The 24,525-nt window shown below is 71.8% G+C and carries 22 protein-coding genes; 13 read left to right on the top strand and 9 right to left on the bottom strand.

Annotation, left to right across the window (positions count from 1 at the left end; genetic code table 11):
- Window position 1: 1 nt before the first annotated feature.
- Genes ACFV88_RS34090 through ACFV88_RS34075 form a run of 4 tightly spaced genes read right to left on the bottom strand, consistent with a single transcriptional unit; the run spans window position 2 to window position 3,490 of the window.
- Complete coding sequence (locus ACFV88_RS34090) at window positions 2-967, bottom strand: NADH-quinone oxidoreductase subunit H (RefSeq protein ID WP_385496031.1); 966 nt, start codon at window positions 965-967, stop codon at window positions 2-4.
- A complete protein-coding gene (locus tag ACFV88_RS34085) occupies window positions 964-2,406 on the bottom strand; it encodes an NADH-quinone oxidoreductase subunit C (RefSeq protein WP_385496030.1) in 1,443 nt (480 codons plus the stop codon). Before ACFV88_RS34085 ends, ACFV88_RS34090 begins: the two co-directional genes overlap by 4 nt.
- A complete protein-coding gene (locus tag ACFV88_RS34080) occupies window positions 2,403-3,098 on the bottom strand; it encodes an NADH-quinone oxidoreductase subunit B (RefSeq protein ID WP_385496029.1) in 696 nt (231 codons plus the stop codon). The genes ACFV88_RS34085 and ACFV88_RS34080 overlap by 4 nt, the downstream gene beginning before the upstream one ends.
- The gene (locus tag ACFV88_RS34075; RefSeq protein WP_385496028.1) at window positions 3,089-3,490 is read right to left on the bottom strand and encodes an NADH-quinone oxidoreductase subunit A; all 402 of its coding nucleotides are present in this window, start codon (window positions 3,488-3,490) and stop codon (window positions 3,089-3,091) included. Before ACFV88_RS34075 ends, ACFV88_RS34080 begins: the two co-directional genes overlap by 10 nt.
- Before the next feature lie 360 nt (window positions 3,491-3,850).
- Here ACFV88_RS34075 and ACFV88_RS34070 point away from each other — a divergent pair, with 360 nt between their 5' ends.
- From ACFV88_RS34070 to rarD, 6 genes are all read left to right on the top strand, one after another.
- Window positions 3,851-5,104 carry a sensor histidine kinase gene (locus tag ACFV88_RS34070; protein ID WP_385496027.1) on the top strand — a complete coding sequence of 418 codons (1,254 nt, stop codon included), beginning with the start codon at window positions 3,851-3,853 and terminating at the stop codon, window positions 5,102-5,104.
- 176 nt (window positions 5,105-5,280) lie between these two features.
- Window positions 5,281-6,633 (top strand): sensor histidine kinase, encoded by a 1,353-nt coding sequence (locus tag ACFV88_RS34065; protein ID WP_385496026.1) that lies wholly within the window; start codon window positions 5,281-5,283, stop codon window positions 6,631-6,633.
- Between the two features lie 130 nt (window positions 6,634-6,763).
- Window positions 6,764-7,423 carry a LuxR C-terminal-related transcriptional regulator gene (locus tag ACFV88_RS34060; RefSeq protein ID WP_385496056.1) on the top strand — a complete coding sequence of 220 codons (660 nt, stop codon included), beginning with the start codon at window positions 6,764-6,766 and terminating at the stop codon, window positions 7,421-7,423.
- 233 nt (window positions 7,424-7,656) lie between these two features.
- Window positions 7,657-9,612, top strand: coding sequence for a 2-oxoacid:acceptor oxidoreductase subunit alpha (locus ACFV88_RS34055; protein ID WP_385496024.1), 1,956 nt, complete (start codon window positions 7,657-7,659; stop codon window positions 9,610-9,612).
- Window positions 9,605-10,684 (top strand): 2-oxoacid:ferredoxin oxidoreductase subunit beta, encoded by a 1,080-nt coding sequence (locus tag ACFV88_RS34050; RefSeq protein WP_385496023.1) that lies wholly within the window; start codon window positions 9,605-9,607, stop codon window positions 10,682-10,684. Before ACFV88_RS34055 ends, ACFV88_RS34050 begins: the two co-directional genes overlap by 8 nt.
- 356 nt (window positions 10,685-11,040) lie before the next feature.
- Window positions 11,041-11,919 (top strand): EamA family transporter RarD, encoded by an 879-nt coding sequence (rarD, locus tag ACFV88_RS34045; protein WP_385496055.1) that lies wholly within the window; start codon window positions 11,041-11,043, stop codon window positions 11,917-11,919.
- Here rarD and ACFV88_RS34040 read toward each other — a convergent pair.
- Window positions 11,916-13,361: an MFS transporter gene (locus ACFV88_RS34040; RefSeq protein ID WP_385496022.1), complete on the bottom strand. Its 1,446-nt coding sequence runs from the start codon at window positions 13,359-13,361 to the stop codon at window positions 11,916-11,918. The two genes, rarD and ACFV88_RS34040, sit on opposite strands and share 4 nt — an antisense overlap.
- Before the next feature lie 121 nt (window positions 13,362-13,482).
- Between ACFV88_RS34040 and ACFV88_RS34035 the strand changes: the two genes are divergently transcribed.
- Window positions 13,483-13,932, top strand: a complete 450-nt coding sequence (locus ACFV88_RS34035; RefSeq protein ID WP_385496021.1) for a winged helix-turn-helix transcriptional regulator — start codon at window positions 13,483-13,485, stop codon at window positions 13,930-13,932.
- Window positions 13,933-14,000: 68 nt separating this feature from the next.
- Here the strand turns inward: ACFV88_RS34035 and ACFV88_RS34030 are convergent, their stop codons facing one another.
- Window positions 14,001-14,702: a CGNR zinc finger domain-containing protein gene (locus tag ACFV88_RS34030; protein WP_385496054.1), complete on the bottom strand. Its 702-nt coding sequence runs from the start codon at window positions 14,700-14,702 to the stop codon at window positions 14,001-14,003.
- Between the two features lie 24 nt (window positions 14,703-14,726).
- Between ACFV88_RS34030 and ACFV88_RS34025 the strand changes: the two genes are divergently transcribed.
- The 5 genes from ACFV88_RS34025 to ACFV88_RS34005 all read left to right on the top strand — a co-directional run bounded on the left by ACFV88_RS34025 (window position 14,727) and on the right by ACFV88_RS34005 (window position 20,344).
- On the top strand, window positions 14,727-15,185 hold the full coding sequence (locus ACFV88_RS34025; protein WP_385496020.1) for a VOC family protein: 459 nt from the start codon (window positions 14,727-14,729) through the stop codon (window positions 15,183-15,185).
- Between the two features lie 151 nt (window positions 15,186-15,336).
- Window positions 15,337-16,293, top strand: a complete 957-nt coding sequence (locus ACFV88_RS34020) for a M28 family metallopeptidase (RefSeq protein ID WP_385496019.1) — start codon at window positions 15,337-15,339, stop codon at window positions 16,291-16,293.
- Between the two features lie 206 nt (window positions 16,294-16,499).
- The gene (locus ACFV88_RS34015; protein ID WP_385496018.1) at window positions 16,500-17,567 is read left to right on the top strand and encodes an iron ABC transporter substrate-binding protein; all 1,068 of its coding nucleotides are present in this window, start codon (window positions 16,500-16,502) and stop codon (window positions 17,565-17,567) included.
- Between the two features lie 31 nt (window positions 17,568-17,598).
- Window positions 17,599-19,236 (top strand): ABC transporter permease, encoded by a 1,638-nt coding sequence (locus tag ACFV88_RS34010; RefSeq protein WP_385496017.1) that lies wholly within the window; start codon window positions 17,599-17,601, stop codon window positions 19,234-19,236.
- 25 nt (window positions 19,237-19,261) lie between these two features.
- The gene (locus tag ACFV88_RS34005; protein WP_385496016.1) at window positions 19,262-20,344 is read left to right on the top strand and encodes an ABC transporter ATP-binding protein; all 1,083 of its coding nucleotides are present in this window, start codon (window positions 19,262-19,264) and stop codon (window positions 20,342-20,344) included.
- Between the two features lie 27 nt (window positions 20,345-20,371).
- Here ACFV88_RS34005 and ACFV88_RS34000 read toward each other — a convergent pair whose 3' ends face one another.
- Genes ACFV88_RS34000 through ACFV88_RS33990 form a run of 3 tightly spaced genes read right to left on the bottom strand, consistent with a single transcriptional unit; the run spans window position 20,372 to window position 23,290 of the window.
- Window positions 20,372-21,313 (bottom strand): ABC transporter permease, encoded by a 942-nt coding sequence (locus tag ACFV88_RS34000; protein ID WP_385496014.1) that lies wholly within the window; start codon window positions 21,311-21,313, stop codon window positions 20,372-20,374.
- The gene (locus ACFV88_RS33995) at window positions 21,300-22,286 is read right to left on the bottom strand and encodes an ABC transporter ATP-binding protein (protein WP_385496013.1); all 987 of its coding nucleotides are present in this window, start codon (window positions 22,284-22,286) and stop codon (window positions 21,300-21,302) included. The genes ACFV88_RS34000 and ACFV88_RS33995 overlap by 14 nt, the downstream gene beginning before the upstream one ends.
- Before the next feature lie 59 nt (window positions 22,287-22,345).
- Window positions 22,346-23,290 carry an alpha/beta fold hydrolase gene (locus ACFV88_RS33990; RefSeq protein ID WP_385496012.1) on the bottom strand — a complete coding sequence of 315 codons (945 nt, stop codon included), beginning with the start codon at window positions 23,288-23,290 and terminating at the stop codon, window positions 22,346-22,348.
- A gap of 196 nt (window positions 23,291-23,486) precedes the next feature.
- Here ACFV88_RS33990 and ACFV88_RS33985 point away from each other — a divergent pair, with 196 nt between their 5' ends.
- Window positions 23,487-24,434: a helix-turn-helix transcriptional regulator gene (locus ACFV88_RS33985; protein WP_385496011.1), complete on the top strand. Its 948-nt coding sequence runs from the start codon at window positions 23,487-23,489 to the stop codon at window positions 24,432-24,434.
- Window positions 24,435-24,525: the final 91 nt, after the last annotated feature.

Raw genomic sequence — 24,525 nt, 5'->3', positions numbered from 1 at the left:
ATCACATCACCACCTTGACGACGCCGGTGAGGGCGATCTGGGCGAGGGCGAGGGGGACGAGCGTCGTCCAGGCGAGGCGCTGGAGCTGGTCCTCCCGGAGCCGGGGGTAACTCACGCGCAGCCAGATGATGACGAACGCGAGGACGGAGATCTTCAGCAGGGTCCACACCCAGCCGAGGCCCTCCGCTCCGAACGGACCGTGCCAACCGCCCAGGAAGAGGACAGTGGTCAGGGCGCACAGCACGACGATCCCGGCGTACTCGGCGAGCAGGAACAGCGCGAAGCGCAGTCCGGTGTACTCCGTGTACGCGCCGAAGATGATCTCGGAGTCGGCGACGGGCATGTCGAACGGCGGCCGTTGGAGTTCGGCGAGTCCGGCGACGAAGAAGACGAGCGCACCGACGATCTGCCAGGGCAGCCACCACCACTCGAACGCTTCGACGATCCCCGGCAGCGAGACGGTGCCGGCGGCCATCGCCACCGACGCGGCGGCCAGCAGCATCGGCAGTTCGTAGGCGAGGAGTTGGGCGGCGGTGCGCAATCCGCCGAGCAGGGAGAACTTGTTCGCCGACGCCCAGCCGGCCATCAGCGAGCCGAGGACGCTGACGCCCATGACCGCCAGGGCGAAGAAGACGCCCGCGTCCAGGACCACCCCGACGGCGCCCTCTTGGGGGCCGATGGGGATGACCACGAGGACGAGCAGGTACGGCAGGAGCGCGACGGCCGGGGCGAGCTGGAAGATCCGCCGGTCGGCCCGGGCGGGGACGATGTCCTCCTTCTGGGCGAACTTGACGCCGTCGGCGACCAGCTGGGCCCAGCCGTGGAACCCGCCCGCGTACATCGGGCCGAGGCGGCCCTGCATGTGGGCCATGACCTTGTGCTCGGTCTGCCCGATGACCAGCGGCAGTACGAGGAAGACGGCGAAGACGACGAGGAGTCGCAGGGCGACGTCTAGCGCGTCGTTCACTGCGGGCCTCCTGGGGGGGTGTCCTCGGTACGGGGACGACGGGTACGGGGACGTTCGGCGTCGTCGGGAGTGGCTTCGTCGGGGGCGGCTTCGTCGGCCGGGTCGGAGCCTTCCGCCTGACCGGCGGGTTTGTCCGGGTCGACGGGTGCGTCCGGGTCGACGGGTTTGGCCGTGGCCCCTTCGCGTTGCTCCGAGGGCTCGACCGGCTGCGGCTGCTCGACCGGCTGCGGCGGTTCGCTCACCGCGGCGGCCTCCGGCGACCCGGACTCGGTGGTGCGGGGCTCCCCGCCCGGCGCCGCCGCCTCGTCGAAGGCCGGACGCGCGTGGTGCCAGGGCGCGTCGGAGGAACCCCGGGTGGGCGCGCCGGCCGCGGCGTCCGGACGTACTGCGGCACCGTCGCCGTCGCCGGTCCCGTCCTCGGACCGGGTGCCCTCGTCCGGCTGGCCGGTGGGTTCTGGTGCGGTGGCTTTGCCAGGCTCAGTGGCCACACTGGGCTCGGTGGCCGCGCCGGGTTCAGTGGTCGTACCGGGCTCCGTAGCCGCGCCGGGCTCCGTGGCGGCCCGCTGCGAGGCGGAACCGCTCTCCGCGGACCGGGCCCGACGGGCCGGCCGGGCGGCCTGCGCCCCGGCCGACGGAGCGGCACCCTCCGGGGCGCCCGCGCCGGTGACCGGCGGAGATTCCGCACCGGCCCCGCCGGCCGGACCAGCCGCTTCGGCCGGACCCGACTGACTCGCCGACCCGGCGGCAGCCGTACGCGTGCGCCGCACCGGCCGGTCACCGGCGGCACGCCCCACGGCGCCCGCACCGGCGCGACCGGCAGCGCCCGCGCGCCCCGCCGCACCCGCACGCCCGGCGCCGCGCGCCGGCGCGGGAGGCAACGTCCCCTTCAGGGGCCCCCACTCGTTGGGATCGGGCACCCCCGGCGGCAGCATCTGGCGGCGCTTGGGTCCCCCGTGCTCGGACTCGCCGGGCTCCTTGGCGCCGGGCCACGCCTTGACCACCCGGGCCGCGAGGACGAAGTCCTTGCGCAGCGGGTGGCCTTCGAAGCCCTCGGGCAGCAGCAGGGGGTCGAGACCCGGGTGGCCGGTGAAGTCGACGCCGAACATCTCGTGGGTCTCCCGCTCGTGCCAGGCGGCCCCCGCGTACACCCCGATCGCGGAGGGCAGCACGGCGGCGTCCCGGGGCACGGTGGTCCGCACCAGTACCTTGCGCACCGGATCGAGGGCGACGACGTGGGCCGAGACCCGGAATCCGGCCTCGGTCTCGTCGACGGCGCTCAGCCAGTCGAAGAAGGTGCAGCCGAGGGTCGTCCGCGCGGTCTCCAGGGCGGTGAGCCAGGCGGCGGCGGGTACGTCGACGGTGAGGACGTCGTAGGACTCCTCGGCGGTGGCCTCCGGACCGAACAGGTCCGTGACGGACTCGGGCAGCCAACCGGTCACCGGTCGTTCCCCTCTCCGGCGACCGGGGCGGAGCCGGCGGCGGTCGTGGAGCCGGGCGCGGCGGGCGGACGGACGAGGTCGCTCTGGAGCGCGGCGGCCGACGGGCGGCCCCCGGTCGCGTACCGCTCGCCCAGGGACTCGCGGGCGATCTTCTCCTGGAGCTTGAGGATGCCCTGGAGCAGCGCCTCGGGCCGCGGTGGGCAGCCGGGCACGTACACGTCGACGGGGATGATCTGGTCCACGCCCTTGGTGACGGAGTACGAGTCCCAGTAGGGGCCGCCGCAGTTGGAGCAGGCACCGAAGGAGATCACGTACTTGGGCTCGGGCATCTGTTCGTACAACCGCTTGACGGCCGGGGCCATCTTGTCGGTGACGGTGCCGGAGACGATCATCAGGTCGGCCTGCCGGGGGCCCGGCGCGAAGGGGATCACCCCGAGGCGGATGAAGTCGTGGCGGGCCATCGACGCGGCGATGAACTCGATGGCGCAGCAGGCGAGTCCGAAGTTGAAGACCCACAGGCTGTAGCGGCGGCCCCAGTTGAGGACCACCTTCATCGGCTCGGGGGCGAGCCGGGCCAGCGTGCCGAGCCTGCGCGGCTCGGGCAGGAACACGGGACCGGGCGCGGCGGCGGGGTCGGTGTCGGACGCGGGCGTAGCGGGGTCCGCGTCGGACGCGGACGGGATCACGCCCATGTCAGGACGCCCTTCTTGTACGCGTAGAGCAGGCCCACGGCGAGGAAGCCGAGGAAGATGAACATCTCCACGAGGGTCGTCGACCCGTATCCCTGCTCCGCGAAGACGGTGGCCCAGGGGAACAGGAAGATCGAGTCGACGGCGAAGATCACGTAGAGGAACGAGTAGACGTAGTAGCGCACCTGGGTGTGCGCCCAGCCCTCGCCGACGGGGTCGACCCCGCACTCGTAGGTGAGGAGTTTCTCCGGGGTCGGCACGACCGGGCGCAGCAGTCGTCCGGCGCCGAAGGCGACCGCGACGAAGAGCACCCCGATCAGGGCGAGTAGTCCCACGACGGAGTACGACTGGAAATAGCTCTCCGAGCCCTCCGCGAGAACGGTCGGTTCCGGCACGTCCGCCCCTCGCTCCTTGCCTCGTGCGCCCCATGGCCGCACCGACCCGGACGCCGGGCGGCGGAGCGGGCGGGACGCCAGTGAATGCGCGGTGTACGACGTTCTCTACGCACGGGAGTCTAGGCCCTGCTAAAGGAGGGGTAAGCAGCCCGTCACCGGTCAGGAGGGTTCCGAAGGGCCCCCGGGCCCGTCACGAATCGGACCTGCCGGACCCCGGACGCGCTGCGGCGGGGGCCGTCCGGGAGGCCGGGACGCCCGGTTCCGGGGCCGGGGGCGAACGGCCGGGGGTGGGGATATCCACAGGGCGAGAAGGCGGTCCACCTCATGGCGCCGACCGCGGTGACCAGGCACGCTCTAGACATGACCGCACGAATGACCACTTCCGCCCGGGGCCGGGACGCGACCGACGCGGCCGAGCCGGTGGCCGGTGCCGTGGGCACCGAAGAGGCGCTGCCGCCCGCCCGCTTGGCGTACGGGGCTCAGACCTGGCGGGAAATAGCGCATCTCCTGCTGAATCTGCCGATGGGTTTGATCGGCTTCGTGTACGTGGTGACCTCGCTGGCGATCGGCGTCGGCCTGGCCATCACGGCCGTCGGGCTGCCGTTGCTGGCGGTGAGCCTGTTGGGTGTGCGGCACTTCGGGCGGGCCGAGCGGGCCCGGGCCCGGGCCCTGCTCAGGGTGCGGGTCGAGGAGCCCAGCCCGCTGCCGCTGCGGGGCCTGCCGTGGCTGACGCGGCTGCGCACCTGCGTGGCGGACCCGGTGGCGTGGCGGGCGGCGCTCTACGAGGTCATACGGCTGCCGTGGGGGGTGTTGACCTTCGTGGTGACGTTGGTCTCGCTGTTCGTGCTGTGGCCGGTGCTGCCGTTCATCGCCCGGGCGTTGACGGACGTCGACCGGATGTTGGTGCGCGGGCTCCTCTCCCCGTCCGACGAGTTGGAGCGGCGCATCGCCGAGTTGGAGTCGGACCGGGGGGTCGTGGTGGACACCGCGGCGGCGGACCTGCGACGCATCGAACGGGACCTGCACGACGGGGCTCAGGCCCGGCTCGTCAATCTGGCGATGGGGCTCGGGCTGGCGAAGGAGAAGCTGCTGGAGGACCCGGACACGGCCGCGGTGATGGTCGAGGAGGCCCACGGTGAGGTGAAGCTTGCCCTCCAGGAACTGCGGGACCTGGCCCGGGGCATCCACCCGGCGGTCCTCACCGACCGCGGACTGGACGCGGCCCTGTCCTCGGTGGCCTCCCGGTGCACGGTGCCCGTGCGGGTGACGGCGGATCTGGGGAGCCGGCCGGCGGCGGCGATCGAGGGCATCGCCTACTTCACGGTCTCGGAGCTCCTCCAGAACGTCAGCAAGCACAGCCGGGCCCGGTCCGCGGCGGTGGAGGTCTGGCGATCGGGCGAGCGGCTGCTGATCCAGGTCACGGACGACGGGGCGGGCGGCGCGAGCCTCGACGGCGGTACGGGCATGGCGGGGCTCGCCGACCGACTGGGCGCGGTCGACGGCCTGTTCGTCGTCGACTCCCCGGTGGGCGGCCCGACGACGGTCACCGCGGAGCTGCCCTGGCGGGACCGGGAACGCGGGGCTGACGGGCGGGGCGGTGTCGCCGGGGGGTAGGGAAAACCCCCGGTCGGAACGGAGACGTGCCACATGGTGGGGGGCGCCCCGCTCGGGGAGCCTGGAGGTACTTCGGCGGGCCGCTCCGACGGCCCGCCGACGAGCGGGGACGGGACGACCGGGTGTCACCGGCCGTGCGGGGCAGCAGCGAGCGACACGAGAGAAGGACGACGAGGATGGCCACGGAGTACGGACAGGGTTACGGGCGGCAGGGCCGGCCCGAGTTCGACGGCGCGGGGTCCGGGCGGCGGCACCTGCTCCCGGCGGGGCTGCGCGAGCCGTTCACGGCCCGCACCTGGCGCGAGTTCGGGTTCACCCTGCTGAGCCTCCCGATCAGCATCATCGCCTTCACGTTCAGCGTGACGATGCTCTCGGTCGGGGCGGGGCTGCTGGTCACCTTCCTCGGCGTACCGGTGCTCGCGGCGACCCTGTCCGCGGCGCGGGGGTTCGCCGCGTTGGAGCGGGGGCGGGCGCGGACGCTGCTCGGCATGGACATCGGTGACGCGGAGCCGCTGCGGGTGGCCCGGCCGGGTCTCATGGCGTGGATCGGCGCGGTCTTCAAGAGCGGCTCCTCCTGGCGGAACCTGTTGTACACGCTGCTGCACTTCCCCTGGGCGGTGTTCACCTTCACCACGGCGCTGACCCTGTGGGCGGTCTCCTGGGGACTGTTGACCTACCCGCTGTGGCACTGGGTGTTCCCCACCTACGTGAACCAGGACGGCATACAGCTCTACGGGGACGAGAACAGCGCGATCCACCTGGACAACGCCTTCGAGCTGACGGTGACCGCGCTGACCGGCCTGGTGCTGACGCTGGCCACGCCGTGGGTCGTCCGGGGGCTGACGATGGTGGACCGGCTGCTGATCCTCGCGCTGCTGAGCCCGTCCCGGCTGGCCTCCCGGGTGGTCGAGCTGGAGTCGGACCGGGGGGTCGTGGTGGACACCGCGGCGGCCGACCTGCGGCGCATCGAACGGGACCTGCACGACGGGGCTCAGGCCCGGCTCGTCAGCCTCGCGATGGACCTCGGTCTCGCCAAGGAGAAGATGACGGAGGACCCGCAGGCGGCGGCGCGGATGGTGGACGAGGCGCACGGCGAGGTGAAGACGGCGCTCCAGGAACTGCGGGACCTGGCCCGGGGCATCCACCCGGCGGTCCTCACCGACCGCGGACTGGACGCGGCCCTGTCCTCGGTGGCCTCCCGGTGCACGGTGCCCGTGCAGGTCGAGGTGGACCTGCCGGCCCGTCCGGCGCCCGCGATCGAGGGGATCGCCTACTTCACGGTCTCGGAGCTCCTCCAGAACGTCAGCAAGCACAGCGGGGCGAACCGGGCGAGCGTGGACGTGTGGCGGGTGGAGAGCCGGCTGCTCATCCAGGTCACGGACAACGGCATGGGCGGAGCGACGGTCAGCGGCGGTACGGGGCTGGCGGGCCTCGCCGAGCGGCTCGACGCGGTGGACGGCATCCTCGTGGTCGACTCCCCGCCCGCCGGCCCGACCCGGATCACCGCCGAGCTCCCCTGGCGCACCTGACCCGCACCGCCGTAGCGCCGTAGCGCAGTGCATCGGAGTGCCCCCGTACCCCGCGGGGGCACTTTGCTGGAATGCTGGACCTAAGGGACAGCAAGCGTTACATGGGGGGCCAGCAAGCGTGGAGACAAGGGTGAAGGTCGTCATCGCCGAGGATTCGGTCCTGCTGAGGGAGGGCCTGACCCGGTTGCTGACCGACCGGGGGCACGACGTGGTGGCGGGGGTGGGCGACGCGGAGGCGCTGATCAAGACGATCACGGACCTCGCGGGCACGGGGGACCTCCCGGACGTGGTGGTGGCCGATGTGCGGATGCCCCCGACGCACACGGACGAGGGGGTGCGCGCGGCGGTCCGGCTCCGCAAGAGCCACCCGGGGCTGGGGGTCCTGGTCCTCTCCCAGTACGTGGAGGAGCGGTACGCGACGGAGTTGCTCGCGGGGTCGAGCCGGGGTGTGGGGTACCTGCTGAAGGACCGGGTGGCCGATGTCCGCGAGTTCGTGGACGCGGTGGTGCGGGTGGCGCAGGGGGGCACCGCGCTGGACCCGGAGGTGGTGGCCCAGTTGCTGGGACGCAGCCGCAAGCAGGACGTCCTGGCGGGGCTGACCCCCCGGGAGCGCGAGGTGCTGGGGCTGATGGCGGAGGGACGGACGAACTCGGCGGTCGCCCGGCAGCTGGTGGTCAGCGACGGGGCGGTGGAGAAGCACGTCAGCAACATCTTCCTGAAGCTGGGACTCTCCCCGAGTGACGGGGATCACCGGCGTGTCCTGGCCGTTCTCACCTATCTGAACTCATGAGTCACCCGACCGCCCCGCACACCGCGCGCGGCGTTGCGGGAGCGGCGCCGCGCCGCGCGAGGGGGTGCGGGTGATCATGGAACCAGCGGGCCGCGCACGGCCCGAAGCGTCTCAAAAGTACGTCCATCATACGAACAGCCGAAGGAAGGCGACCCTTACCGAAGTAGGGTGGGCCTGGGAAGACCGGTGTGCTGGTCCTTCCCGAAGAGCCGCGCCGAGGGAGGTCCAGTTCAGTGACCAGCCAGGTCAGTAGCCCAGCCGAGCCAGCCGACGGGACCGTCGTGGAACACGTGGGCGAACAGCGCACACCGCCGACCGGATCACCAGGCGGTGAGAAAGAGGTCCGCAGACTGGACCGAGTGATCATCCGCTTCGCCGGTGACTCGGGCGACGGCATGCAGCTGACGGGCGACCGCTTCACTTCGGAGACGGCGTCGTTCGGCAACGACCTGTCGACGCTGCCGAACTTCCCCGCCGAGATCCGCGCGCCCGCAGGCACCCTGCCGGGCGTGTCGTCGTTCCAGCTGCACTTCGCCGACCACGACATCCTGACCCCGGGCGACGCGCCCAACGTGCTCGTCGCGATGAACCCGGCCGCACTGAAGGCCAACATCGGTGACGTCCCGCGCGGCGCCGAGGTCATCGTCAACACGGACGAGTTCACCAAGCGGGCCATGCAGAAGGTCGGGTACGACACGTCCCCGCTGGAGGACGGTTCGCTGGACGGCTTCAGCGTCCACCCGGTGCCGCTGACCACGCTGACGGTCGAGGCCCTCAAGGAATTCGACCTGTCGCGCAAGGACGCGGGCCGCAGCAAGAACATGTTCGCGCTGGGGCTGCTGTCCTGGATGTACCACCGCCCGACCGAGGGCACCGAGAAGTTCCTGAAGTCGAAGTTCGCCAAGAAGCCGGAGATCGCGGCGGCGAACATCGCGGCGTTCCGCGCCGGCTGGAACTTCGGCGAGACCACCGAGGACTTCGCGGTCTCCTACGAGGTCGCCCCCGCGTCGAAGGCGTTCCCGACCGGCACCTACCGGAACATCTCCGGCAACCTCGCCCTGTCCCTCGGGCTGGTCGCCGCCGGTGAACTGGCGGACCTGCCGCTGTACCTCGGTTCGTACCCCATCACCCCCGCGTCCGACATCCTGCACGAGCTGTCCAAGCACAAGAACTTCGGCGTGCGGACCTTCCAGGCCGAGGACGAGATCGCGGGCATCGGCGCGGCACTGGGCGCGGCGTTCGGCGGCTCCCTCGCCATCACCACGACCTCGGGTCCGGGCGTGGCGCTCAAGAGCGAGGCGATCGGCCTCGCGGTCTCCCTGGAACTGCCGCTGGTGATCGTGGACATCCAGCGCGGCGGCCCCTCCACCGGTCTGCCCACCAAGACGGAACAGGCCGACCTGCTCCAGGCGATGTACGGCCGCAACGGCGAGGCCCCGGTGCCGATCGTGGCGCCGCAGACGCCGGCGGACTGCTTCGACGCGGCGATCGAGGCCTCGCGCATCGCGTTGGAGTACCGCACGCCCGTGTTCCTGCTCAGCGACGGCTACCTCGCCAACGGGTCCGAGCCCTGGCGCATCCCGGAGACCGGCGAGCTGCCCGATCTGCGGGTCCAGTTCGCCACCGGCCCGAACCACACGCTGGAGGACGGCACCGAGGCGTTCTGGCCGTACAAGCGCGACCCCGAGACGCTGGCCCGACCCTGGGCGGTCCCGGGCACGCCGGGCCTGGAACACCGGATCGGCGGCATCGAGAAGCAGGACGGCACGGGCAACATCTCGTACGACCCGGCCAACCACGACTTCATGGTGCGCACCCGGCAGGCGAAGATCGACGGGATCGCGGTGCCGGACCTGGAGGTCGACGACCCCTCGGGCGAGGCGAAGCTCCTGGTGCTGGGCTGGGGCTCCACGTACGGGCCGATCACGGCGGCGGCGCGGCGGCTGCGGACGGCCGGCGAGCACGTCGCCCAGGCGCACCTGCGGCACCTCAACCCGTTCCCGCGGAATCTGGGCGAGGTCCTGGCGCGTTACGACAAGGTGGTGATCCCCGAGATGAACCTCGGCCAGCTCGCCACCCTGGTCAGGGCCAGGTATCTGGTCGACGCCCGGTCCTTCACCCAGGTCACGGGTCTGCCGTTCAAGGCCGAGCAGCTCGCCACGGTTCTCAAGGAGGCCATCGATGGCTGACGTCACCACCGAAGGCCCGGGGGGCATCAAAGCGCTCTCCCTGGTCCCGAAGGCCACCGCCAAGCAGTCCATGAAGGACTTCAAGTCGGACCAGGAAGTGCGCTGGTGCCCCGGCTGCGGTGACTACGCGGTCCTGGCGGCGGTCCAGGGCTTCATGCCGGAGCTGGGGCTGGCCAAGGAGAACGTGGTCTTCGTCAGCGGCATCGGGTGCAGCTCCCGTTTCCCGTACTACATGAACACGTACGGGATGCACTCCATCCACGGCCGGGCGCCCTCCATCGCCACCGGGCTCGCCTCCTCGCGGCAGGACCTGAGCGTCTGGGTGGTCACCGGTGACGGCGACGCGCTGTCGATCGGCGGCAACCACCTGATCCATGCGCTGCGACGCAATGTGAACCTGAAGATCCTGCTGTTCAACAACCGGATCTACGGCCTCACCAAGGGCCAGTACTCGCCGACCTCCGAGGTCGGCAAGATCACCAAGTCGACGCCGATGGGTTCGCTGGACGCGCCCTTCAACCCGGTGTCGCTGGCGGTCGGCGCCGAGGCGTCGTTCGTGGCGCGGACGGTGGACTCCGACCGCCAGCACCTGACGAGCGTGCTGCGGGAGGCCGCCGCCCACCCCGGTACGGCCCTGGTGGAGATCTACCAGAACTGCAACATCTTCAACGACGGCGCCTTCGAGGTCCTGAAGGACCGCCAGCAGGCCCTGGAGGCCGTGATCCGGCTGGAGCACGGCCGGCCGATCCGGTTCGGCGTGGACGACGCCAAGGGCGTGGTCCGGGACAGCCTGACCGGCGACCTCAAGGTGGTGGACGTCACCGAGGAGAACCAGAGCCAGATCCTCGTGCACGACGCGCACAACCCGTCGCCGACCACCGCCTTCGCCCTGTCGCGGCTCGCGGACCCGGACACCCTGCACCACACCCCCATCGGCGTCTTCCGGTCGGTGGACCGCCCGGTCTACGACACCTTGATGGCGGACCAGCTCGACGCCGCGGTGGAGCGGTACGGCAAGGGCGACCTCAGCTCGCTGCTCACCGGGGGCGACACCTGGACGGTCGTCGGGTAGTCCCCGTCCGACCCCCGACCCGGGCCCGGGGTGCGGAACGTACGGCGTACGTTCCGCACCCCGGGCCCTTCGGCGTACCGGGGCACCGGGGCACCGACGGCTGTCATGACCGTATGACGGTACGGGCATGACAGCCGGGGGTGCCCGGCGCTACCGTCGGGGAACGCGCGCCGACCGGGGTGCGACCGTGGCGAGGAGGAGCCTTGGCGGCGTCGGAAACGGGAACCGCCGGGACGGTCCCCACAGCGGCGGCGGGTCCGCCGACCCCGGGCGCGGCGGGCGGCGGCCGGGCGACGGACCGGCCGCGCGGCGGACCGCAGGGGGACCGGCCGGCCCGCGGCGAAGCGCGGGTCGGGCTGTTGAACGGGGTCGCCGCGTACGGCATGTGGGGGCTCGTCCCGCTGTTCTGGCCGTTGCTCAAGCCCACCGGGGCGGTGGAGATCCTCGCCCACCGGATGGTGTGGTCACTGGTCGCGCTCGCCCTCGCCCTGCTCGTCGTACGGCGTTGGGCGTGGATCGGGACGCTGCTGCGCCAGCCGCGGAAGCTGGCGCTGATCGCGGTCGCGGCGGTCCTCATCGCCGTCAACTGGGGCGTGTACATCTGGGCCGTCAACACCGGGCACGTGGTGGAGGCGTCGCTCGGCTACTTCATCAACCCGCTGGTGACCATCGCCATCGGGGTGCTACTGCTGAAGGAACGGTTGCGGCCCTGGCAGTGGGTGGCGGTCGGCACGGGGCTCACGGCCGTCGTGGTGCTCGCCGTCGGATCCGGCCGGCCGCCGTGGATCTCGCTGTGCCTGGCGTTCTCGTTCGCCGTGTACGGGCTGGTGAAGAAGAAGACGGGACTCGGCGGACTGGAGTCCTTGGCCGCCGAGAACGCCGTCCTGTTCCTGCCGGGCCTCGCGTACCTGGTGTGGCTGGGCTCGCGGGGCGAGGGGACCTTCGGGGCCGAGGGCGCCGGGCACGCCGCGCTGCTCATGGCCACCGGAGTGGTGACCGCGGTGCCCCTGGTGTGCTTCGGGGCGGCGGCGATACGGGTTCCGCTGTCCACGTTGGGCCTGCTCCAGTACCTGGCGCCGGTGTTCCAGTTCGGACTCGGGGTGCTGTACTTCCGGGAGGCCATGCCGGTGGAACGGTGGGTCGGCTTCGGTCTGGTCTGGGCGGCCCTGTCGATCCTCACCTGGGACGCGGTCCGCACCGCCCGCCGAGCCCGCAAACGGCTCGCCCTGGGTTAGGCGCGTGCGGCCAGCCGTCGGCCTCGCGGGGCGGGGTCACCGACGGACGGTGCCTTCGGCGGACGGCTCCGGTACACCCCGTACAGCGCGAGGGCCAGCCCGACCAGCGCCATGCCCAACGGCACCGTGAGCGCCCAGCGGAACGCGCCGAGCCGTGCGTCCCCGCCGGCGAGCCCGTACACCGCGGTCACCGAGGAGATGCCGATGGCCGAGCCGAACTGCACGCACGTGGTGAGCAGCCCCCCGGCCAGCCCCTGTTCCGAGGAGTCGACGCCGTCGGTCGCCGCGACGGTCAACGGCCCGAAGACGAAGGCGAAGGCGATCCCGGTCATCAGCAGCCCCGGGAACATCGCGGCGTACGACCAGTCGCTCCCGATCCGCAGGGTCAGCCCGTAGGAGAGGGTCGCGAGGACGAACCCGCCGAGCACCACCCGGGCGTTGCCGAACCGGCGCACCAGCACCGGAGTGAGCGTCGGTGCGAGGACCGCGTCCACCCCCATCGCGATCAGGGCGAACGCCGTCTGGAGCGTGGACCAGCCGCGCAGTTCCTGGAGATAGAGGGTGAGCACGAACTGGAAGCCGAAGAAGGAGCCGACGAACAACAGGGCGCCCAGGTCGGCCCGGACCATCGCGGCCCGGCGGAAGATCCCCAGCCGGACCAGCGGACGGGCCGCGCGCCGCTCCACCCGGACGAACACCACCGCGCTCAGGGCGCCCACGGCCAGCACCGCCACGGTCAGCGGCCACCCGTGGAACCCGTGCTCGAAGCGGACCACCCCGTAGGCGGTCAGCAGCATCGCCCCGGCCGCCGTGACCGCGCCGAACACGTCGAAGGACCCGGTGCCCCGCGGCGGGCGCGGGGGGTCGACGGGGACCAGCCAGAGGGCCGCGGCCAGCAGGGCCGCCGCGAACAGGACGGGTGCGAAGAACACCCACCGCCACCCCAGCGCGGTGAGCAGCCCACCGGTCACCAGGCCGAGGGAGAAACCCGCGGCGTTGGCCCCGGCGTAGATCATCAGCGCCCTGGTGCGCGCCGGCCCCTGCGGGTACGAGGTGGTGATCAGTGAGAGGGCCGCCGGGGTCATGAACGCGGCGGCGACCCCGGTCACGAAACGCGCGGCGACGAGCATCCAGCCTTCCGTGGCGAAGCCGCCGAGGCCGGAGAAGGCGACGAAGACGGTGAGCCAGAGCAGGAACATCCGACGCCGACCGAGTAAGTCAGCCGCGCGCCCGCCGAGCAGGGTGAAGCCCGCGTACCCGAGGACGTAACCGCTCATCACCCAGGCCGCCGTGCCGGTGCCGAGACCGAGGTCGGCGCGGATCGTGGGGACCGCCACGCCGAGCATGGCGACGTCGGCACCCTCCAGGAAGATCGTTCCGCAGAGGACGAGCAGGAGGGCCCAACTCCGTCTGCTCATCGGGGGGGTGGTCTGCGCGCCCATGGCGGGCTCCTTCGAGGGGTCGCTGTGCCGCGCACCCGTCGGGGCACGTCCGGTCGGGTTACCGGTGTGAGGGTCAGTTCCCTCTTGTAACCACCTTGATCGTGCGGCACCCTCGGGAGTTGTGGAAGAGGGCACTTCGAAGTCACCGAGTAACCCGGACGGCACCGTGGGCGGCGCGCGCCCCGACCCCGATCCGTTCCAGTGGGACACCCGCGAGGACTGCGAGGTCCGGCAGATCCTCGACCGGATCGGCGACAAGTGGTCGCTCCTGGTCATCGCGCTGCTCGACGGGCACCGGATGCGGTTCACGGAACTGCGCCGGGAGATCGACGGCATCAGTCAGCGGATGTTGACGGTCACCCTGCGGCAGTTGGAGCGCGACGGCCTGGTGCTGCGTACGGTGTACCCGGTGGTGCCGCCGCGCGTGGAGTACGAACTGACCGCGCTGGGCCGCACCTTGCACCAGACGGTCCATCTGCTGGTGGAGTGGACCGAGGAGCACCGCACCGAGGTGGCCGCGGCCCGCGCCTCGTACGACGAGCGGGCCGCAGCGGAACAGGGCGACCGCTGACCCCCTGACGGGGCGGGCGACCGCTCACCGCTGACGGGGCGGGAGAGGCGGGGCGGGGCGCGCGGGGCTCACCGAGGGGCGGGCGCGGTCTGCCGTGCGCGGTGGGCGCGGACCTTGTGGCGGTTCCCGCAGCGCTCCATGGAGCACCAACGGCGCCGACCCGGGCGGGAGGTGTCCACGAACAACAGGGAGCAGTTGTCCGTGGCGCACTCCCGGACCCGGTCGGCGTGCGGGCCGGTGAAGAGGTCGATGGCGTCCCGGGCGACCGTCGACAGCAGGTGGGGCGCGGTGGCGCCGGGGGCCCAACCGCGCTCGCCCCCGGGGGTGAAGCACACCGCGAGGGGGGCGTGGGCCGCGGCGGCATTAACGACCCGGTACGCGGCGGCATTAACGACCCGGTACGCGGCCGGATCCGGCTGACGCCCGTTCACCCGGTCGGCGGCGATGCCGTGGAGTGCGTCCCGCAGGGTGCGGGCGGCGGGCAGGTCGTCCTCGGTGACGGGGAGGTCGAGGCCCCCGGGGAGGCGGCTCAGGGCGGCCCAGCGGATCAGGTCCGCCGGTTGGTGCAGCACCTCGAACCGGGCGAGCCAGCCCGGGCCGCCGGTGAGCAGCAGTTCCAGGCAGAGCGCGCCGGGGTCGAAGTGGAAGGTCGTTCCGACCCGGTCGCGCAGGGTGAGGCCGTCCCCCGGAGCGCGCCGCGGGGCATCCAACTGGAGTCCGTTCACCACTACTTCGGCCGTCGGGCCCTGGTCTGTGCTTGCCGTCTCCATCACCTAACCACTATAACTGGTTACATGACTTCACGGACACTGCACTGGAAGCTCGTCGTCGACGCCGGCGACCCCCACGCCCAGGCCGCCTTCTGGGCCGCGGCCCTCGGGTACGAGATCGAGGACAACAGCGCTCTCATCGAACGGCTGCTGGGGTTCAACGCGGTGACCGAGGACCAGACCGTGGAGTCGGGAGGGCGCCGCGCCTGGCGGGACCTCATCGCCGTACGGCACCCCGACGACCCGTTCGACGGGGACACCGGGGCGGGGCTCGGTCGTCGACTGCTGTTCCAGCGCGTACCGGAACCGAAGACCGTCAAGAACCGGCTACATATCGACGTGCACACGCCAAGCGGGGAGCGGGCGACGGAAGAGGCGCGACTGATCGCCCTGGGTGCGTCGGTCCTGCACCGGGTGACGGAACCCGCAGGTGGATGGGTACTGATGGCCGACCCGGAGGGGAACGAGTTCTGCCTGCACTGACGGACCGACCCCCCGGGCGCACGGGCCGGGTCCGCTTACCGGACGGTCCACCGCTATCCGAACACCAGTGTCCAAATAGCGCCCTTGAGGGAATCCCTGATTCCGCTGACCATCGGGCTCCCCCGTCCCCACGGAATCCGGAGCCCCCTCCATGCCCTCCACCCTCACCCGGGCCGCCGTCGCACGACGCGCCCTGACCGCCGCCCTCGCCGCCGGGGCCACCCTGCTGACCAGTGGTTTCGTCACCGGGACCGTCGCCGCGCCGAGAGTCGCGGCGCCCGACATCCCGGTGACCGCCCTCCAGGCCCATCTGACCCAGTTCCAGTCCATAGCCAATGCCAACGGCGGCAACCGGGCCCACGGCAGGCCCGGCTACCGCGCCTCGCTCGACTACGTGAAGGCCAAGCTGGACGCCGTCGGGTACACCACCTCCATCCGGACCTTCACCTCGGGCGGTCGCACCGGCTACAACCTGATCGCCGACTGGCCGGGCGGCGACCCGAACCAGGTGGTCATGGCCGGGGCCCACCTCGACAGCGTCGCCGCGGGCGCCGGCATCAACGACAACGCCACCGGCTCGGCGGCCGTCCTGGAGACCGCGCTCGCCGTGGCGCGCACCCAGTACCGGCCCACCAAGCACCTGCGGTTCGCCTGGTGGGGCGCGGAGGAGTCGGGGCTGGTCGGCTCCCGCAACTACGTGAACGGGCTGTCGGCGGCGGACCGCTCCGTCATCAAGGGCTATCTGAACCTCGACATGGTCGGCTCCCCCAACCCGGGCTACTTCGTCTACGACGACGACCCCGTCATCGAGCAGACCTTCAAGAACTACTTCACCGGGCTCGGCGTCCCCACCGAACCGGAGACCGAAGGCGACGGCCGCTCCGACCACGCCCCGTTCAAGAACGTGGGCATCCCGGTCGGCGGACTGTTCACCGGCGCCAGCTACGCGAAGACCGCCGCCCAGGCCGCCAAGTGGGGCGGGACCGCGGGGCTGGCCTTCGACCGCTGCTACCACCGGGCGTGCGACACCACCGCGAACGTCTCGGCGACCGCCCTCGACCGCAACAGCGACGCCCTCGCCCACACCCTGTGGGCACTCTCCTCCTGACGGACCCCGGGCGGGAGCCGTCGCGCTGATGACGACGGCTCCCGCCCGGTCGGAGCTCCCGCCGAGAACGAGCAGTACGACCAAAAACGACCAGCCACTGACCAAAAATTGACACTGAGGCAAGCCTCACCTATTCATTAGGGCGTCCGAAAACACGTTCCCGCAGGTCGTCGGTGCATCGACCCCGGGTTGCTCAGGAGGCCCTCATGCGTCGCCCGCTCGTCCGTCGCGGTACCGCCCTAGCCCTTTCCGCCCTGCTCCTCCCGGCGCTCGCCGCCTGCGGTTCGAGCGACGGCGACGACAAGGCCGAGACCAAGAAGGGCGGCGACTCCCAGGCGAAGGCCGCGGACGAGCTGGTCATCTACTCCGGCCGCAACGAAGAGCTGATCGCCCCGATCATCGACAAGCTGGAGAAGGCCACCGGCACCAAGGTCGAGGTCCGCTACGGCGACAGTGCCGAACTCGCCGCCCAGATCCTCGAAGAGGGCAGCCGGACCAAGGCCGGACTCTTCTTCTCGCAGGACGCGGGTGCGCTCGGCGCGCTCTCCGGGGCCGGGCTGCTCGCCGACGCGCCGGCGAAGTCGCTGAAGAAGGTCGACAAGGCGTTCCGCGGCGCCGAGAACGACTGGGTCGGCGTCTCCGGCCGCTCCCGGGTGATCGCGTACAACCCGAAGCAGACCACCGAGGTCCCCGACAGCGTCAAGGAGCTCACCGAGCCGAAGTGGAAGGGCAAGGTCGGCTACGCGCCCACCAACGCCTCGTTCCAGGCGTTCGTCACCGGCATGCGCGTCCTGGAGGGCGACGCGGCCACCCTGAAGTGGCTGAAGGGCCTCAAGGCCAACGGAGCCAAGCAGTACGCCAAGAACGGTGCGATCCTCGACGCGGTGGACGCCGGTGAGGTCTCCCTCGGCCTGATCAACCACTACTACTGGTACGAGAAGGCCGCCGAGGTCGGTGCCGACAAGGTCAACGCGAAGATCCACTTCCTCCCCGGCGGCGACCCGGGCGCGCTGATCAACGTGGCCGGCGTCGGAGTCCTCAAGAACGGCAAGCAGCAGGCCGCCGCCGGGAAGGCCGTCGACTACCTGCTCTCCGCCGAGGCGCAGAAGTACTTCGCCGAGGAGACCAAGGAGTACCCGCTGGCCTCCGGCGTGACCTCCACCGTGAAGGACCTGCCCCCGCTCGCCTCCCTGGACGCCCCGGAGATCGACCTCGGTGAGCTGGAGTCGCTCCAGAAGACCCTGGAGATGCTCAAGGAAGCCGGGCTGGTCTGACAGCCGCACGGCAGGAACACCGGACTCCACGGTGAACGACAGCGTGACCGCGCGGACCGCCGCGCGGGAGCGGGGCGCCGCTCCGCCGCACCCGGACGAACCGTCCCGGGCGCGGCGGGGCGGCTCCGCCCGTTCCTCGGCCCCCGGCTCCGTACTCGCCGCCGCCCGGCGACGGACGCCGCCGCTCGTCCTGTTGCTGCCCGCCACCGTCGCAGCACTCGTCGCCCTGCTCCCGCTCGGCTACCTCGGGGTGCGCGCCCTGGAACGGGGGTGGGGCTTCGCCTGGGACATCGTGTCCGAACAGCGCACCCTCGAACTGCTCGGCCGCAGCCTCGGGCTGACCGCGATCGTGGTGGGCGCGTCCCTGGTGCTCGGGATCTCCCTGGCCTGGCTGACCGTGCGGACCGATCTGCCCGGCCGCAAGGCATGGGCGGTGCTCGCGACGCTGCCCCTCGCCGTGCCCAGCTACGTCGCGGCGTTCACCTGGATCTCCGCGGCGCCCTCGCTCGCGGGGCTGACCGGGGCGTCGATCACCCTGACCTTCGCCTGCTTCCCCTACGTCTACCTCCCCGTGGCCGCGGTGCTGCGGGGCATCGACCCGGCGCAGGAGGAGGCGGCGCGGTCGTTGGGCAGCGGCGCACTGGGAGCCTTCCTGAAGGTCACCCTCCCGCAGCTGCGGCCCGCGGCGGCCGGCGGCGCGATCCTCGTGGCGCTGTACGTCCTGTCGGACTTCGGTTCGGTGTCGATCACCCGGTACGACACCTTCACCCGGGCCATCCACACCTCGTACCAGGCGAGTTTCGACCGCACCCCGGCCGCCGTGCTCGGCTGCGTGCTGGTCGCCATGACCGTGCTGCTGGTCCGGGCGGAGAACCGCACCCGGGGCCGGGCCGGCCACGCCCGCACCGGCCGGGGCAGCGCCCGGCCACCGGTCCGGCTGCGGCTCGGCGCGTGGACCGCTCCCGCGCTCGTCTGGTGCACCGCCGTCGCCGGTGCTTCCGTCGCCTTCCCGCTGGCGACCCTCGGCTACTGGCTCACCGTCGGCACCTCCGGCTTCGACGGGGAGAAGTTCTGGCCCGCGGTGCTCGCCACCCTCGGCGTCGCCGCCGTGGGCGCCGCCGTCACCACCCTGCTCGCCCTCCCGGTCGGGGTGCTGTCGGCCCGCTACCGGGGGCGGCCCGCCCGACTCCTCGAACAGTCCGTGTACGCGGGGCACGCCGTCCCCGGGATCACCGTCGGACTGGCCCTGGTGTTCTTCTCGATCCGGTACGCCTATCCGCTGTACCAGGAGTTCCCGCTGCTCATCGTCGCGTACGTGGTGCTGTTCCTGCCCGTCGCCGTCGCCTCGGCCCGCGCCGCGGTGCTCCAGGCGCCGCCGGTGCTGGAGGACATGGCCCGCTCGCTGGGCCGCAGCCCCCTCCAGGTGCTGCGGGAGGTCACCGTGCCGCTCGCCGCACCCGGCATCGGGGCGGGCGCGGCCCTCACCTTCGTCGTGATCATGAAGGAACTCCCGGCGACGCTGCTGCTGCGGCCCACCGGGACGGACACCCTCGCCACCCGGCTGTGGACCGAGACCGGCGCCGGCGCCTTCGCCGGCGCCGCGCCCTACGCCGCGGCCATCGTGCTGCTCGCCGCCGTCCCCTCCTACCTCCTCGGAAGGCGCTCATGACCTCCGCCCCGCTGGTCAGGCCCCTGTGACCGGGCTGCGCATCACCTCGGTGTCCAGCTCGTACGGACCGGGCGACCCGGTGCTCGACGGGGTGGACCTCACCGTGCCCGAGGGCGAGGTCGCGGCCCTGCTCGGCCCCTCCGGCTGCGGCAAGACGACGCTGCTGCGGGTGATCGCCGGGTTCCTCGATCCGGACGCCGGTGAGGTCTCGGTCGGGGGCCGGACCGTGAGCGGACCGGGCGTACGGATACCGCCACAGCGGCGCGGGATCGGCCTCGTCGCCCAGGAAGGGGCACTGTTCCCGCACCTGAGCGTGGCACGGAACGTCGCCTTCGGGCTGCGCGGTGCCCCCCGCGGCGAACGGCGGTCGCGCACCGCCGAGATGCTGGAGCTGGTGGGGCTCGGGGACTTCGGCGAGCGGATGCCGCACGAACTGTCCGGCGGACAGCAGCAGCGGGTGGCACTGGCCCGGGCCCTCGCGCCCCGCCCCGCGCTGGTCCTGCTCGACGAGCCGTTCAACGCGCTCGACAGCGGGCTGCGGGCGGGACTGCGCTCCGACGTCCGGACGGCGCTCCGGGCCGCCGGGGCCACCGCGTTGTTGGTCACCCACGACCAGGAGGAGGCCCTGTCCTCGGCCGACCGGGTCGCCGTGCTGCGGGCCGGCCGGGTCGTGCAGTGCGCGCCTCCCGAGGAGTTGTACGCCCGGCCCGCCGACCCGTGGGTGGCGTCCTTCGTCGGGGCGGCCGTACGGCTGCCCGGCACGCTCGACGCGGTCGACGCGGACGGTGCCGGGGTCGGGGTCGGGCGGGCGGTCACCGCGCTCGGGCCCGTCACGGTCACCGACCCGGACGCCGGGGCTGCTGAGCGGGTCGGCACGGTCGTCCTGCGCCCGGAGCACCTGCGACTGGTGCCGTCCGCGGAAGCCGGGCCGGACACCCCGACGGGACGGGTCACGGAGGTCCGCTTCCACGGGCACGACGCGCTGGTCCTCGTCGCCGTCGCGCAGACGGGCACGGTCACCGTACGGGTGCCCGGCCCCGTCACGGTGCGCCCCGGTGACGTGGTGGGCGTACGGGTCGCCGGGAACGGCACCTTCCACCGCGGATGACGGGGGCCGTTACGGGTGACGGGACCGTTACGTCGTGACGTCCTTCGTGGTGAACCGCGCCCACGCCGCCGACCCGAACACCGCCGCGTACAGGGCCTGCACGCCGAGGTTCCTGACGATGTCGTCCCAGTACACCGGGGCGCGCATCACATCGGCGAACGACAACCAGTGGTGCGAGAACAGATACGGGTGCAGCACGTCCAGTTGGGGTATCTGGTCCAGGATCTGCACGGTGATCAGCAGCCCGACGGTGGTCGCCATCGCGGCGATCCCACTGCTGGTCAGCGTGGAGACGAACAGCCCCAGCGCGGCGACCCCGAGGAGCGACACCGCGACGAGCAGCGCGATGAACACCGCCCGGACCAGCCCCTCGGCGAACCCGATCCGGGTGCCCGAGATGGTGGTGACCTCGCCCATCGGGAACAGCAGCGCCCCGACCGCGAGTGCCGACACGGCCACCACCAGGGTCGCCACCAGGCAGAACGTCATCGTCGTCGCGTACTTGACCAGCAGCAGTCGGCTCCGGCCCGCCGGTGCGACGAGCAGGTAGCGCAGGGTGCCGGCGCTCGCCTCGCCCGCGATCGCGTCCCCCGCGACCACGCCGACCGCCATGGGCAGGAAGAACGGCAGGGTCGCGGCGAGTCCCGCGAACACCAGGAACAGCCCGTTGTTGGTGACCTGGGCGAGGAACGCGGGGCCCGCCTCCCCGGAGCCGCCGCCCGCCGTGGAGCCGCCGCCCGTCTCCACCCGGATCGCGATGCCGATCAGGATCGGCACCGCCGCGAGCACGGCCAGCAGCGCGAGGGTGCGCCAGCGCCGGAACGTGGTGCTCAGTTCGGACCGCAGCAGCCCGAACGTCCAGGTCCACCGTGCGGTGCGCTCCCCCGGCGCCACCCCGTCCGGGAGCGCACCGGTCGTGGCAGTCGCGCCGCTCGTGGGGGTGGTGGCGGTGGTTTCACTGGGCGACATCGAAGCCCTCCCCCGTGAGCGCGACGAACGCGTCCTCCAGCGATCCCCGCTCGATCCCGAAGCCCCGCACCCGTACGCCCGCCGCCACCAGCGCCGCGGTGACCTCCGCGGGGTCGCCCTCGGGGGGCTCCGCCAGCACCCGGTCCCCGTCGGCGGAGACGTCCGTGAGCCCCCGTTCCTTCAGCACCCGCACTGCCTCCCCCGGGTCGGGGGTGGTGACGACGAGTTGGCCGCGGGCGCCCGCGGCCAACTCCGCGACCGGGCCCTGGGTGATCAACCGGCCCCGGGCCATCACCGCCGCATGGGTGCACACCTGCTCGATCTCGTCGAGCAAGTGCGAGGAGAGGAACACCGTCGTCCCGTCCGACGCCAACTCACGCACCAGGGCGCGGATCTCCCGCATGCCCTGCGGGTCGAGGCCGTTGGTCGGCTCGTCCAGGACGAGGAGGCGGCGGGGTCGCAGCAGCGCCGCCGCGAGCCCCAGCCGCTGCTTCATCCCGAGGCTGTAGGCCCGGGCCCGTTTCCCCGCGGCGGCGGTGAGCCCCACCCGGTCCAGGGCGGCGCCGACCCGGGTCCGACGGCTGCGGGGATCGGCGGTGGGATCCGCCGCGTCGTACCGCAGGAGGTTGTCCCGCCCGCTCAGGAAGCCGTACAGCGCGGGGCCCTCGATCAGGGCGCCCACCCGGGGCAGCACGGTGCGCGCGGCGCCGGGCATGGAGTGCCCCAGCACCTCGGCGGACCCCCCGGTCGGCTCGATCAACCCCATCAGCATGCGGATCGTGGTCGTCTTCCCCGAGCCGTTGGGCCCGAGGAAACCGAAGACGGTCCCCTCGGGCACGCTCAGGTCCAGCCGGTCGACGGCGAGTTGCCCGCCGCGGTACCGCTTGGTGAGACCCCTCGTCTCGATCACCACGCCCCGCGCCCCGTCGACACGCGTCCCCTCGATCCGATCCGTCACGCGCCCCACCTCCATCCCTGACGCTACCCGCCCCGCACGGGGTGTCGCCGGTCCCGCCGGAGGATCACGAGACGCTAATCGGCGTCCTGCTGTTCCAGCCACTTCGTCATCACCCGGTTGGTCTCTTCCGGCTTTTCCTGCTGGATCCAATGACCGCAGTCCAGACTGACCACTTCCACCTGGGGCACGAACTCCGGCAGCCTCTCCGACTTCTGGATCGTGTCCCGGTCGCCGTAGATCATGAGCGTGGGCTGCCGGATGATCGGGTCCGCGTCCGCCAGCAAGCGCCAGTTGCGGTCAAGGTTCCGGTACCAGTTCACACTGCCCGTGAACCCGGTCGATTCGAAGGCGGAAACGAAAACGGCCAGTTCGCCGTCGCTCATGACGGGATCACCGAGCGGCGTTTCCTCCCTGGCGAGATCGATCAGCGCCATACCCGGCTGAGGCTCCTTGGGAGGCTCGTTCTTCCGGTACAGGTTGCGAAGGAACTGGAAGGTGTTCTCGTCGAACACGGCGTCCGCGACGCCCGGCTGCCGATTGAAGTGGACGAAGTAGAAGTCGCCGCCGAGCACGGCTTCCATGAACTCGATCCAGGGCGTTCCTCCGCGCTCCTGGTAGGGCAAGCTCAGGTTGATCACCTTGTTCACCCGGTTCGGATGCAGCAGGGTCAGGCCCCAGACGACCATCGCACCCCAGTCATGACCGACGAAGGTGGCGTCCTCGTACCCGTAGTGATCGAGCAGTGCGACGAGATCACCCGACAGGTGCTCGATGTCGTAGTCCGTCACTTCGGTCGGACGGGACGAATTTCCGTAACCCCGCTGGTTCGGAACGATGACGTGGTAGCCCGCTGCGGCGAGGGCGGGAATCTGATGGCGCCAGGAAAAGGCGTGCTCCGGCCAGCCATGACAGAGCACGATGGGATTTCCGGCGTTCTGCCGGCCCGCTTCGAAGACTTCCAGCTCCACACCGTTGACCGGAACAAGGGTGGGCTCGGGGAAATCAGCTGGATCGAACATGGCTTTGCCTCTCTTGCTTTTCGGGGTGATCAGGCCCAGACGGCGGAGGTTCCCAAAGAATGCGCCGGCACACCCCCCGGGCGGGCCGGGGGCCGATACGGCTCTGGGCAATGGGGCTCGCCGGTGAGGCCATGTCGCCATCCTGCCGACCTAAACCGGTCACCCCATGACCGGTTTTCATGGAAGTGTCATCGGCATGCGAACCGATCGGCTGGTGGCCGTCCTCCTCCTGCTGCAACGACGCGAGCAGGTGACGGCAGCAGAGGTCGCCCGAGAGCTGGAGGTCTCCGAGCGCACCGCCCGCCGTGACCTCGACGCCCTGGCCATGGCCGGGGTGCCCCTGTACTCCCTCCAGGGCCGAAGCGGCGGCTGGCGCCTCGTGGGCGGCGCCCGCACCGACCTGTCCGGGCTGACCGCCAGCGAGGCCCGCGCCCTGTTCCTGGTCGCCGGCCCGGCCTCGACCGCGACCCCGACGGTGAAAGCAGCCCTGCGCAAGCTCGTCCAAGCCCTGCCGGAACCCTTCCGGCTCCAGGCCGAGGCAGCAGCGTCGTCGCTGGTCACGGACCCGCAGCGATGGGGGGCGAGCCGGATCGAGCAGCGCCCGCCCCGCTTCCTCGACGCACTCCAGGACGCGGTGATCCGCGGTGTCCAGGTGCGGCTCGGCTACGTCGACGGCAAAGGCGTCGAAACCGAGAGGACCGTCCACCCGCTGGGCATCGTCGCCAAAGGCCCGTCGTGGTACCTCGTCTCCCACACCGAGGCCGGCCGGCGGACCTTCCGCATCGACCGCGTCTCGTCAGCCGACCCGACCGACGATCCCGTGCACCGACCCGAGGACTTCGACCTCGCCGAGAGCTGGCACGAGATCGCCGACGAGATCGAGCGCAGACGAGCACCCCTCGAAATCCAGGCGTTGTGTGAGCCTCACGGGATGTACCTGCTCCGGATGATGCTCGGCAGTCGGCTCCAGGTGGGGGGTTCCACGACCGACGGACGGATCGAGGTCCTGATCCGCGGCCACAACGAGTACGCACTCGCCGGTGAGCTCGCCGGGCTGGTCGAATGGCTGGAGGTGACCGGCCCTCCGGGCGTGCGGGACCAGCTGGCCTCGATCGGCACCGCGCTCGTCGAGCGGTACGGCTGAGAAAGTGTTGGGTAACCGGGTGATCACTCGTTCTTGAGATCGTCGGCGAGGCGGCGGGCTGCTTCGGTCTCGATGGGGCCGCGTGGTTCGA

Origin of the sequence: Streptomyces sp. NPDC059816, from assembly GCF_042732055.1 — a bacterium.
Classification (GTDB): domain Bacteria; phylum Actinomycetota; class Actinomycetes; order Streptomycetales; family Streptomycetaceae; genus Streptomyces.
Note: the sequence above shows the minus strand (reverse complement) of the source record. Positions and strands in the feature narration are given on the sequence as shown.